The sequence below is a fragment of the Streptomyces sp. NPDC101219 genome (assembly GCF_044767675.1).
Lineage (GTDB): Bacteria > Actinomycetota > Actinomycetes > Streptomycetales > Streptomycetaceae > Streptomyces.
In genome coordinates this window covers 1-12,015 of record NZ_JBIWOK010000014.1, presented here as the reverse complement: position 1 = coordinate 12,015, position 12,015 = coordinate 1, and the positions used below count along the sequence as shown (strand labels likewise).

Here is a 12,015-nt window from a genome sequence, read left to right as displayed (position 1 = left end):
TTGAAGGTCGGGGCGGTCATCATCACGATGGGCAACCGCCCCGACGAGCTGCGCGCCCTGCTCGACTCCGTCGCCCGCCAGCAGGGCGACCCGGTCCAGGTCGTCGTGGTCGGCAACGGCTCTCCGGTGCCCGACGTCGCGGAGTTCTCCGACACCGTGCGTACCGTGGAACTGCCGGAGAACCTCGGCATCCCCGGCGGCCGCAACATCGGCATCGAGGCGTTCGGGCCGGGCGGCCGGGACGTCGACATCCTGCTGTTCCTCGACGACGACGGCCTCCTGGCCGGCGAGGACACCGCCGAACTGTGCCGCGAGGCGTTCGCCGCCGACCCCGCGCTCGGCATCATCAGCTTCCGCATCGCGGACCCGGAGACCGGCGTCACCCAGCGCCGCCACGTGCCGCGGCTGCGCGCCTCCGACCCGATGCGCTCCTCCCGCGTGACCACGTTCCTGGGCGGCGCCAACGCCGTGCGCACCCAGGTCTTCGCCGAGGTCGGCGGCCTGCCCGACGCCTTCTTCTACGCGCACGAGGAGACGGACCTGGCCTGGCGGGCCCTCGACGCCGGCTGGATGATCGACTACCGGTCCGACATGGTCCTGTACCACCCGACCACCGCGCCGTCCCGGCACGCGGTCTACCACCGCATGGTCGCCCGCAACCGGGTCTGGCTGGCCCGCAGGAACCTGCCCGTGCCCCTGGTCCCGGTGTACCTGGGAGCGTGGGTGCTGCTCACCCTGGTGCGCCGCCCCTCGCGCGCGGCGCTGCGGGCGTGGTTCGGCGGTTTCCGGGAGGGCTGGGCCACCCCGTGCGGGCCCCGCAGACCCATCAAGTGGCGTACGGTGTGGCGGCTGACCCGGCTGGGCCGGCCCCCGGTCATCTGACAAGCTCGTGTGCGGGAACATCGGAGCCGTGTCCCGGCTCCCCGGCGCATGCCAGGCCCACGGGCCGCGCATCTCGAAGACGAAAGCTTTCCACTGGTGAGTGAGACAACGCACGACGACACGGTCGCGGTGGGCGCGTCCGTGTCGCCCGACGAAGGCCTCACGGCGGCGGAGCTGGCCGCCAAGTACGGGCTGTCGGTCAGCGGCGCCCGGCCGTCCCTTCCGGAGTACGTGCGTCAGCTGTGGGGGCGGCGGCACTTCATCCTGGCGTTCTCCCAGGCGAAGGTCACCGCGCAGTACAGCCAGGCCAAGCTGGGCCAGCTGTGGCAGGTGGCGACGCCGCTGCTGAACGCGGCGGTGTACTTCTTCATCTTCGGCCTGCTGCTCGGTGCCCGCCGGGGCATCCCGAGCGAGGTGTACGTGCCGTTCCTGGTGACGGGGGTGTTCGTGTTCACGTTCACCCAGACGTCGGTGCTGGCAGGGGTGCGGGCCATCTCCGGGAACCTGGGGCTGGTGCGGGCGCTGCACTTCCCGCGGGCCTCCCTGCCGGTGTCGTTCGCGCTGCAGCAGCTCCAGCAACTGCTGTTCTCGATGATCGTGCTCGTCGTGGTGGTCATGGCGTTCGGCTCCATGCCGTCCTGGTCGTGGCTGCTGGTGGCGCCTGCGCTGCTGCTGCAGTTCGTCTTCAACACCGGCCTGGCGCTGATCTTCGCCCGGCTGGGCAGCCGCACCCCGGACCTCGCCCAGCTGATGCCGTTCGTGCTGCGCACCTGGATGTACGCCTCGGGCGTGATGTTCAGCATCCCCGCGATGCTCGCCGACAAGAACGTGCCCGGCTGGGTGAGCGACGTGCTGCAGTGGAACCCGGCGGCCGTCTACATGGACCTGGTCCGCTTCGCCATGATCGACGACTACGGTTCCTCCTACCTGCCCCCGCACGTGTGGGCCTTCGGGCTCGGCTGGGCGCTGCTGGCCGGCGGGATCGGCTTCGTCTACTTCTGGAAGGCGGAGGAGAGGTACGGCCGTGGCTGACGACCCGACGCAGGGACGCGTGCCCACCGTCATCGCGGACGGCCTGCACGTCGTCTACCGCGTCAACGCCGCCCGCGGCGGCCGCGGCAGCGCCACGGCCGCGCTGAGCCGCATCCTGCGGCGCGGCAAGGACGACTCGGCCCGCGGGGTGCGCAAGGTGCACGCCGTGCGGGGGGTCTCCTTCGTCGCCTACCGGGGCGAGGCCATCGGCCTGATCGGCTCCAACGGCTCCGGCAAGTCGACCCTGCTGCGGGCCATCGCCGGCCTGCTCCCCGCCGAGGAGGGCAAGGTCTACACCGACGGCCAGCCCTCCCTGCTGGGCGTCAACGCGGCCCTGATGAACGACCTCACGGGCGAACGCAACGTCATACTGGGCGGGCTCGCGATGGGCATGACCCGCGAACAGATCCGGGAGCGCTACCAGGACATCGTCGACTTCTCCGGGATCAACGAGAAGGGCGACTTCATCACCCTGCCGATGCGCACCTACTCCTCCGGCATGGCCGCCCGCCTGCGGTTCTCCATCGCCGCCGCCAAGGACCACGACGTCCTCATGATCGACGAGGCGCTGGCCACCGGCGACCGGAAGTTCCAGAAGCGCTCCGAGGCGCGCATCCGCGAGCTGCGCGAGCAGGCCGGCACGGTCTTCCTGGTCAGCCACAACAACAAGTCCATCCGGGACACCTGCGGCCGCGTCCTGTGGCTGGAGCGGGGTGAGCTGCGCATGGACGGTCCGACCGACGAGGTGCTCAAGGAGTACGAGAAGTTCACCGGGAAGTGAGCCCGGGGCGTCCCGGGGCCCGCGGCGCAACTGTCCCGGCGCAGTCGGCGTCTGCAAAGGAAACGTCAACTCCTGCCCCATAGGGGAATCTTGACGCCATTGGGTGTGCTGTGGAGATGGTCGGGACACCCCGGCATTCCCTACCGCGTTGTACAACGTAAGCTGTACCGGTCCCCAAAGGCGGCAATCAGGGCCATAATGCGCGACACCCATCCGGCGGAGCCGTCCGGAGGAAGTCCGGGCGGCGTGTCCGAAATAGTGTGTATTGGGTCAACAGTGTAGAACGGGAGATGTGACGGCAATGGCTACGGAAACTCCCCGAGTGAACGCCGCATGTGCCGTCCCCGCCCAGGGCAGCCCACGATGAACCGGACCGGCAGGGCGCGTACCACCGAGCCGGAACGCGCCACCCTCGACAAGGCCGCCGCGGAGAACTTCCCCGTGGCGCCCTTCTTCCTGCCCCGGGACTGGCGCGAGGACCTGATGGCCGTCTACGGCTACGCCCGCCTCGTCGACGACATCGGCGACGGCGACCTGGCCCCCGGCGGCGCCGACGCCCGGCTGCTCGGCGTCCCCGCCGGACGCGCCGAGGACCGCACCGCCCTGCTGGACGCCTTCGAGGCCGACCTGCGCCGGGTCTTCGACGGCGAGCCGCGCCACCCGCTGCTGCGCCGCCTGCGCCCCACCGTCCGCCGCCGCGCGCTGACGCCCGACCCCTTCCTCGCCCTGATCGCCGCCAACCGCCAGGACCAGGTCGTCCGGCGGTACGAGACCTATGACGACCTGCTCGCCTACTGCGCGCTCTCGGCCAACCCGGTCGGCCGGCTGGTGCTCGCCGTCACCGGCACCGCGACCCCCGAACGCGTCCGCCGCTCCGACGCCGTGTGCACGGCCCTGCAGATCGTCGAACACCTCCAGGACGTCGCCGAGGACCTCGGCCGCGACCGCGTCTACCTCCCCGCCACCGACATGAAACGTTTCCACGTCCAGGAGGCGGACCTCGCCGCGGCCACCGCCGGCGCGTCGGTGCGCGCCCTGGTCGCCCACCAGGCGCAGCGCGCCCGCGACCTGCTGGACGAGGGCGACCCCCTGGTGGGCAGCGTCCACGGACGGCTCAAGCTGCTGCTCGCCGGATTCGTGGCGGGCGGACGGGCGGCCGTCGACGCGATCGCCGCCGCCGAATACGACGTACTTCCCGGCCCGCCCAAGCCCGGCAGGATGCGACTGCTGCGCGAGGTGGGCGTCACTCTGCGAGGAAAGGGGTGATCCGGACCGTGGAGTCGGAAGCGTACGCGTCCCCACCGGTACTCGCCGCCTACCGCTACTGCGAGGCCGTCACCGGACATCAGGCACGCAACTTCGCCTACGGCATCCGGCTGCTGCCGACGCCGAAGCGGCGCGCGATGTCGGCGCTGTACGCGTTCTCCCGGCGGGTCGACGACATCGGCGACGGCGCGCTGGACCGCGAGGTGAAGGCCGCCCGGCTGGAGGACACCCGGGAGCTGCTCACCCGGATCCGCGAGGGCGCGGTCGACGAGGACGACACCGACCCGGTCGCCGTCGCGCTCGCCCACGCCGCCGACCGGTTCCCCATCCCCCTCGGCGGGCTCGACGAGCTCATCGACGGCGTCCAGATGGACGTCCGCGGGGCGACCTACGAGACCTGGGACGACCTGAAGGTCTACTGCCGCTGCGTCGCCGGTGCCATCGGCCGGCTCTCCCTCGGCGTGTTCGGTACCGAACCGGGCGCGCGCGGCGCCGAACGCGCCCCCGAGTACGCCGATACGCTCGGCCTCGCCCTCCAGCTCACCAACATCCTGCGCGACGTCCGCGAGGACGCCGTCGGCGGCCGCACCTACCTGCCCGCCGACGACCTCGCCAAGTTCGGCTGCTCGGCCGGGTTCGCCGCGCCGACTCCGCCCGAGGGCTCCGACTTCACCGGTCTGGTGCACTTCGAGGTGCGCCGGGCCCGCGCCCTGTTCGCCGAGGGCTACCGCCTGCTGCCCCTGCTCGACCGGCGCAGCGGGGCCTGCGTGGCCGCCATGGCCGGCATCTACCGCCGCCTCCTGGACCGCATCGAACGCGACCCGGACGCCGTCCTGCGGGGCCGCGTCTCCCTGCCGGGCCGCGAGAAGGCGTACGTCGCGGTGCGCGGACTGTCCGGCCTGGACACCCGCCCCCTCACCCGTCGGGCCGTCAGGAGGCGCGCGTGACGGACACCCCGCTCCCCGACGACCGCCGCCGCCACAAGCGGCGGGCAACCCTCCGCCGCGACGCCGCGTCCCTCCCTGAGACGGCCGGCCGCGCACCGCTGAACCGGGACCCCGGCCGTGCGGGGGAGGGCGGACGATGAACCGCGTCACCAGGCCCGACGGGGCGCACGCACCGGACCCGGGCGCCGCGCGGCACGCCGTGGTGGTCGGCGGCGGGCTCGCCGGCACCACCGCCGCCCTCGCACTCGCCGACGCGGGCGTCCGCGTCACCCTGCTGGAGGGCCGTCCCCGCCTCGGCGGACTCGCCTTCTCCTTCCGGCGCGGCGAGCTGACCGTCGACAACGGCCAGCACGTCTACCTGCGCTGCTGCACCGCCTACCGCTGGCTCCTCGACCGGATCGGCGGCGCGGCGCTGGCCCCGCTGCAGGACCGCCTCGACGTCCCCGTCGTCGACCTGGACCGCCCCGAGGGACGCCGCCTGGGCCGGCTCCGCCGCGACCCGCTGCCCGTGCCCCTGCACCTCGGGCGCAGCCTCGCCACCTACCCGCATCTCTCGCTCGCCGACCGTGCGAAGGTCGGCCGCGCCGCGCTCGCGCTCCAAGCGCTCGACCTCACCGACCCCGCCCTCGACACCCAGGACTTCGGCAGCTGGCTGGCCGCCCACGGCCAGTCGCCGCGCGCCGTCGAGGCCCTCTGGGACCTGGTCGGGATCGCCACCCTCAACGCCGTCGCGGGCGACTCCTCCCTGGCCCTGGCCGCGATGGTCTTCAAGACCGGCCTGCTCTCCGACCCGGGCGCCGCCGACATCGGCTGGGCCCACGTCCCCCTCGGCGACCTGCACGACGGGCTCGCCCGCCGCGCCCTCGACGCCGCCGGCGTGCGCACCGAGGTCCGCACCCGCGTCACCTCCCTCGACGCCCGCGGCGACGGCCGGTGGAGCGTCCACACCTCCGGCGGGACCGTCGAGGCGGACGCCGTCGTCCTCGCCGTCCCCCAGCGCGAGGCCCACGCCCTGCTGCCCGCCGGCGCGCTCGACGCCCCCGAGCGGCTGCTCGGCATCGACACCGCGCCGATCCTCAACGTGCACGTCGTCTACGACCGCAAGGTCCTCGCCCGGCCCTTCCTCGCCGCCCTCGGCACGCCCGTGCAGTGGGTCTTCGACCGCACCGCGGCCTCCGGCCTGAGCGAGGGCCAGTACCTCGCGGTGTCCCAGTCGGTGGCGCAGGACGAGATCGACGAGCCGGTGGCCGTGCTGCGCGAACGGTACCTGCCCGAGCTGGAGAAGCTCCTGCCGCGCACCCGAGACGCCGTCGTGCGGGACTTCTTCGTCACCCGGGAACGCCACGCCACGTTCGTGCCCGCCCCCGGCGTCGCACGGCTCAGGCCCGGCGCCCGCACCGAGGCGCCCGGGCTGTACCTGGCGGGCGCCTGGACCGCCACCGGGTGGCCCGCGACCATGGAGGGCGCGGTCCGCAGCGGAGTCGGCGCGGCGGACGCCGTGCTGGGCACTCTCGGCCGGCCCCGCCCCGGTCACCTCTTCGTGCTCGAGGAGGCGGCCTGATGTTCCGGCAGAGCGGCGCGGCAGGACGCCGCACCCCCGGTACCGCAACAAGAGGAGAGACTGTGCCCACTGTGCCCCCGGCCCCGAAGGCCGCTCGTAGGACCGCGGTGGACGTGTCCGCGCTCCTGGAGCGCGGCCGGACCCTGGCCATGCCGGTGCTGCGCGCGGCCGTCGACCGTCTGGCCCCTCCCATGGACGCGGTGGCCGCCTACCACTTCGGCTGGACCGACGCGCAGGGCAGGCCCGCGGACGGCGACGGCGGCAAGGCGGTGCGCCCCGCGCTCGCGGTGCTGTCCGCCGAGGTCACCGGCGCGGCACCGCGCACCGGCGTGCCCGGCGCGGTCGCCGTCGAACTGGTCCACAACTTCTCCCTGCTGCACGACGACCTGATGGACGGCGACGAGCAGCGCCGGCACCGCGACACCGTCTGGAAGGTGCACGGCCCCGCCCAGGCCATCCTGGTCGGTGACGCCCTGTTCGCCCTGGCCAACGAGATGCTGCTGGAGCTGGGCACCGCCGAGGCGGGCCGCGCCGCGCGCCGCCTGACCACCGCCACCCGCGCCCTCATCGACGGCCAGGCGCAGGACATCTCCTACGAGCACCGCGACCGGGTCAGCGTCGAGGAGTGCCTGGAGATGGAGGGCAACAAGACCGGCGCCCTGCTCGCCTGCGCCAGCTCCATCGGCGCGGTGCTCGGCGGCGCGGACGACCGCACCGCCGACACCCTGGAGAAGTACGGCCACCACCTGGGGCTCGCCTTCCAGGCCGTGGACGACCTCCTGGGCATCTGGGGCGACCCCGGCTCCACCGGCAAGCAGACCTGGAGCGACCTGCGCCAGCGCAAGAAGTCCCTCCCGGTCGTGGCCGCCCTCGCGGCCGGCGGCGCCGCCTCCGAGCGGCTCGGGGAGATCCTCGCCGCCGACGCCGTCAGCAGTGACTTCGCGAACTTCTCCGAGGAGGAGTTCGCGGCTCGCGCCGCCCTGATCGAACAGGCGGGCGGACGCGAGTGGACCGCCGAAGAGGCACGCCGTCAGCACACCATCGCCATCGAGGCCCTCGACGACGTGGACATGCCCGAGCAGGTGCGGGAACGGTTCACGGCGCTCGCGGACTTCGTCGTCGTACGAAAGAGATGATCACTATCGGTCGAATAGCTCTCGCGTAGTCGGCGGCCGGAAGTGCGGGGAGCACGACACCGGCCGACGGCGGACCCACAGCAGACGCACGACATGCAGCACTGCACGAAGGGGAAGCCATGACAGCGACGACCGACGGAAGCGCCGGGGCGGCCCTGCCGCCCCGGGCCCCCGCGGCCAGCGAACACGACACCGACATCCACACCCCCGTGGCGGCCGGGGTACCCGACGTCGCCGCTCGCGCCATGCGGCGCGCCACCGACTTCCTGCTGTCCCGTCAGGACGACGAGGGATGGTGGAAGGGCGACCTCGAGACCAACGTCACGATGGACGCCGAAGACCTGCTGCTCCGTCAGTTCCTGGGCATCCTCGAGGAGGACACCACCCGCGCCGCCGCCCTGTTCATCCGCGGCGAGCAGCGCGAGGACGGCACCTGGGCCACCTTCCACGGCGGCCCCGGCGACCTGTCCACCACCATCGAGGCCTACGTCGCCCTGCGCCTGGCGGGCGACGCTCCCGACGCCCCGCACATGGCGAAGGCGTCCGACTGGGTCCGCCGCCAGGGCGGCATCGCCGCCTCCCGGGTCTTCACCCGGATCTGGCTGGCCCTGTTCGGCTGGTGGAAGTGGGAGGACCTGCCCGAACTCCCGCCCGAGCTCATCTGGTTCCCGTCCTGGGTCCCGCTCAACATCTACGACTTCGGCTGCTGGGCCCGCCAGACCATCGTTCCGCTGACGATCGTCTCCGCCAAACGCCCCGTGCGGCCCGCCCCCTTCCCCCTCGACGAACTGCACACCGACCCCGGCTGCCCCAACCCTCCCCGGCCGCTCGCCCCGGTGGCCAGCTGGGACGGTGCCTTCGAGCGGCTCGACCGGGCCCTGCACTCGGCGCGCAGGATCGTTCCGCGCCGGCTGCGCGCGGCCGCCATGAACACCGCCGCCCGCTGGATCGTCGAACGGCAGGAGAACGACGGCTGCTGGGGCGGCATCCAGCCGCCGGCCGTCTACTCGGTCATCGCCCTGCACCTGCTCGGCTACGACCTCAGGCACCCCGTGATGCGGGCCGGCCTGGAGTCCCTGGACCGGTTCGCGGTGTGGCGCGAGGACGGCGCCCGGATGATCGAGGCCTGCCAGTCCCCGGTGTGGGACACCTGCCTCGCCACCATCGCGCTGGCCGACGCCGGACTGCCCGCCGACCACCCCCAACTGGTCCGGGCGGCCGACTGGATGCTCGGCGAGCAGATCGTGCGCCCCGGCGACTGGTCCGTGCGCAGGCCCCATCTCCCGCCGGGCGGCTGGGCGTTCGAGTTCCACAACGACAACTATCCCGACATCGACGACACCGCCGAGGTGGTCCTGGCGCTGCGCCGGGTCAGACACCACGACCCGGAGCGCCTGGACAACGCCATCGGCCGCGGCGTGCGCTGGAACCTCGGCATGCAGTCGAAGAACGGCGCCTGGGGCGCCTTCGACGTCGACAACACCAGCCCCTTCCCCAACCGGCTGCCGTTCTGCGACTTCGGCGAGGTCATCGACCCGCCGTCCGCCGACGTCACCGCCCACGTGGTGGAGATGCTCGCCGTGGAGGGCCTCGCCCAGGACCCGCGCACCCGGCGCGGCATCCGGTGGCTGCTCGACGAACAGGAGCCCGACGGCTCCTGGTTCGGCCGCTGGGGAGTCAACTACCTCTACGGCACGGGCTCTGTCGTGCCCGCCCTCACCGCCGCGGGCCTCCCGGCCTCGCACCCGGCGATCCGGCGCGCCGTCGCCTGGCTGGAGTCGGTGCAGAACGACGACGGCGGCTGGGGCGAGGATCTGCGCTCCTACCGGGACGCCCGCGGCTGGAGCGGCCGGGGAGCCTCCACCGCCTCGCAGACCGGGTGGGCGCTGATGGCGCTGCTCGCGGCGGGGGAGCGGGAGTCCGCCGCGGTGGAACGCGGTGTCGCCTGGCTGGCCGCCACCCAGCGCGAGGACGGCTCCTGGGACGAGCCGTACTTCACCGGCACCGGCTTCCCCTGGGACTTCTCCATCAACTACCACCTCTACCGCCAGGTCTTCCCGCTCACCGCGCTCGGCCGTTACGTGAACGGGGACCCCTTCGCCAAGAAGCCGGTCCGGCACGCCGCCGCGACGGCATCCGCCGGCAGCGCCGGCGGGGCGTCCGGAGACGGCACCGCCCCGGCCGGCACCCGGGCGCCGCTCGCCGAGGCGAAGGGGAGCTGATGACCGCCCAGCCGGCTCCGGCCCCGCTGCTGATCGCCTGTGCGCTCGGCATCGAGCAGTTCGCCCTGCGCCGCCGCGGCAGCGGCGGGGCGGGCTGGCCGGTCACCGTGCTGCGCACCGGCATGGGGCCGCTCGCCGCCGAGCGCTCGGTGTCCCGGGTGCTCGACGGGCCGGCCCTGCGCGACGCCGCCGTGCTGGCCACCGGGTTCTGCGCCGGACTCGCGCCCGGCATGCACCCCGGCGACCTCGTCGTCGCCGAGGAGACCCGCGACCCCCGCGGCTCCGTCCCCTGCGTGGGGACGGAGCTGCTGGTCAAAGAGCTGCTGCGGACCGTCCCCGGTCGCACCGTCCACACCGGCCCGCTCACCGGCTCCGACCACGTCGTCCGCGGCCCCGAGCGGGCCGACCTGCTCGCGACCGGGGCGATCGCGGCGGACATGGAGTCGGCGGCCACGCTTCTGAGCGCCGTCCGCGCGGGCGCGCGCCCGGTTGCGGCCGTCCGGGTGGTCGTGGACGCTCCTGAACATGAACTGGTCCGGATCGGCACGGTGCGCGGTGGAATATCGGCTTTCCGCGTCCTTCGCTCCGTGCTTCCCGCATACCTCGAATGGCACCGTTCCCTGCTGCTCCCCCGGAGGTGAGCCAGATGGCCATGCCGCTGCGCCAGTCCATCAAGGTCGCTACATACCTGGCCGAACAGAAGCTCCGCCGGCGGGACAAGTTCCCGCTGATCGTCGAGCTGGAGCCCCTCTACGCCTGCAACCTCGCCTGTGAGGGCTGCGGCAAGATCCAGCACCCGGCGGGGGTGCTCAAGCAGCGCATGCCGGTCGCCCAGGCGGTGGGGGCGGTGCTGGAGTCCGGCGCCCCCATGGTGTCCATCGCCGGCGGCGAGCCGCTGATGCACCCTCAGATCGACGAGATCGTGCGCCAGTTGGTGTCCCGCCGGAAGTACGTGTTCCTGTGCACCAACGCCATGCTGCTGCGCAAGAAGATGGACAAGTTCACCCCGTCCCCCTACTTCGCGTTCGCGGTGCACATCGACGGGCTGCGGGAGCGGCACGACGAGTCCGTGGCGAAGGAGGGCGTGTTCGACGAGGCCGTGGCGGCCATCAAGGAGGCCAAGCGGCGCGGCTTCCGGGTCACCACCAACTCGACCTTCTTCAACACCGACACCCCCCAGACGGTCGTCGAGGTGCTCAACTACCTCAACGACGACCTCAAGGTCGACGAGATGATGATCTCGCCCGCCTACGCCTACGAGAAGGCGCCCGACCAGGAGCACTTCCTCGGTGTGGAGCAGACCCGGGAGCTGTTCAAGAAGGCGTTCGCGGGCGGCAACCGCAGGCGCTGGCGGCTGAACCACTCCCCGCTGTTCCTCGACTTCCTCGAGGGCAGGGTCGACTTCCCGTGCACCGCCTGGGCCATCCCCAACTACTCCCTGTTCGGCTGGCAGCGCCCCTGCTACCTCATGAGCGACGGCTATGTGCCGACGTACCGGGAGCTGATCGAGGACACCGACTGGGACAAGTACGGCCGCGGCAAGGACCCGCGCTGCGCCAACTGCATGGCGCACTGCGGCTACGAGCCCACCGCCGTCCTCGCCACCATGGGCTCCCTGAAGGAGTCGCTGCGCGCCCTGCGCGAAACCGTCTCGTCGAACCGGGAGTGACGCCGTGACCGCAGTTTCCCTGGGAATGCCGGGGTCACCGGTGCGTCCCCTGGCCGAGCGCCGCAGGAGCCGCAGGATCCAGGTCGGGTCGGTGGCGGTCGGTGGTGACGCGCCGGTGTCGGTGCAGTCGATGACGACGACGCGGACGTCGGACATCGGGGCGACGCTGCAGCAGATCGCGGAGCTGACGGCGTCGGGGTGCCAGATCGTGCGGGTGGCGTGTCCGACGCAGGACGACGCGGACGCGCTGGCGGTGATCGCGGGCAAGTCGCAGATCCCGGTGATCGCGGACATCCACTTCCAGCCGAAGTACGTGTTCGCGGCGATCGAGGCCGGGTGCGCGGCGGTGCGGGTGAATCCGGGCAACATCAAGAAGTTCGACGATCAGGTCAAGGAGATCGCGAAGGCGGCGGGGGAGCGGGGCACGCCGATCCGTATCGGCGTGAACGCGGGGTCGCTGGACCGGCGGCTGCTGCAGAAGTACGGCAAGGCGACGCCGGAGGCGCTGGTGGAGTCGGC

The 12,015-nt window shown here is 72.7% G+C and carries 12 protein-coding genes; all 12 read left to right on the top strand.

All coding sequences use genetic code 11. From position 1 onward, the window contains the following. Positions 1-27: 27 nt before the first annotated feature. Positions 28-882: a glycosyltransferase family 2 protein gene (locus ACIRPP_RS25140; protein WP_403647257.1), complete on the top strand. Its 855-nt coding sequence runs from the start codon at positions 28-30 to the stop codon at positions 880-882. 129 nt (positions 883-1,011) lie between these two features. Continuing rightward, positions 1,012-1,914 carry an ABC transporter permease gene (locus ACIRPP_RS25135; RefSeq protein ID WP_403647254.1) on the top strand — a complete coding sequence of 301 codons (903 nt, stop codon included), beginning with the start codon at positions 1,012-1,014 and terminating at the stop codon, positions 1,912-1,914. Beyond that, complete coding sequence (locus ACIRPP_RS25130; RefSeq protein WP_403646884.1) at positions 1,907-2,695, top strand: ABC transporter ATP-binding protein; 789 nt, start codon at positions 1,907-1,909, stop codon at positions 2,693-2,695. Before ACIRPP_RS25135 ends, ACIRPP_RS25130 begins: the two co-directional genes overlap by 8 nt. A 363-nt stretch (positions 2,696-3,058) precedes the next feature. Then, entirely contained in the window at positions 3,059-3,961 is a 903-nt protein-coding gene (gene hpnC / locus ACIRPP_RS25125; RefSeq protein WP_403646881.1) for a squalene synthase HpnC, read from the top strand. Next, positions 3,958-4,908, top strand: coding sequence for a presqualene diphosphate synthase HpnD (gene hpnD, locus ACIRPP_RS25120; RefSeq protein WP_403646878.1), 951 nt, complete (start codon positions 3,958-3,960; stop codon positions 4,906-4,908). The genes hpnC and hpnD overlap by 4 nt, the downstream gene beginning before the upstream one ends. Further along, positions 4,905-5,048: a DUF6380 family protein gene (locus ACIRPP_RS25115; protein ID WP_403646875.1), complete on the top strand. Its 144-nt coding sequence runs from the start codon at positions 4,905-4,907 to the stop codon at positions 5,046-5,048. The genes hpnD and ACIRPP_RS25115 overlap by 4 nt, the downstream gene beginning before the upstream one ends. Next, the gene (gene hpnE / locus ACIRPP_RS25110; protein WP_403646872.1) at positions 5,045-6,469 is read left to right on the top strand and encodes a hydroxysqualene dehydroxylase HpnE; all 1,425 of its coding nucleotides are present in this window, start codon (positions 5,045-5,047) and stop codon (positions 6,467-6,469) included. The genes ACIRPP_RS25115 and hpnE overlap by 4 nt, the downstream gene beginning before the upstream one ends. A gap of 71 nt (positions 6,470-6,540) precedes the next feature. After that, positions 6,541-7,605: a polyprenyl synthetase family protein gene (locus ACIRPP_RS25105; protein WP_403647251.1), complete on the top strand. Its 1,065-nt coding sequence runs from the start codon at positions 6,541-6,543 to the stop codon at positions 7,603-7,605. Between the two features lie 119 nt (positions 7,606-7,724). Further along, positions 7,725-9,827 carry a squalene--hopene cyclase gene (gene shc / locus ACIRPP_RS25100; protein WP_403646869.1) on the top strand — a complete coding sequence of 701 codons (2,103 nt, stop codon included), beginning with the start codon at positions 7,725-7,727 and terminating at the stop codon, positions 9,825-9,827. Next, positions 9,827-10,468, top strand: coding sequence for a 1-hydroxy-2-methyl-2-butenyl 4-diphosphate reductase (locus ACIRPP_RS25095; RefSeq protein WP_403646866.1), 642 nt, complete (start codon positions 9,827-9,829; stop codon positions 10,466-10,468). The genes shc and ACIRPP_RS25095 overlap by 1 nt, the downstream gene beginning before the upstream one ends. A gap of 5 nt (positions 10,469-10,473) precedes the next feature. Continuing rightward, complete coding sequence (gene hpnH / locus ACIRPP_RS25090) at positions 10,474-11,496, top strand: adenosyl-hopene transferase HpnH (protein ID WP_403646863.1); 1,023 nt, start codon at positions 10,474-10,476, stop codon at positions 11,494-11,496. 4 nt (positions 11,497-11,500) lie between these two features. Continuing rightward, the coding region (locus ACIRPP_RS25085) for a flavodoxin-dependent (E)-4-hydroxy-3-methylbut-2-enyl-diphosphate synthase (protein WP_403646860.1) at positions 11,501-12,015 on the top strand (515 nt) is incomplete at its 3' end.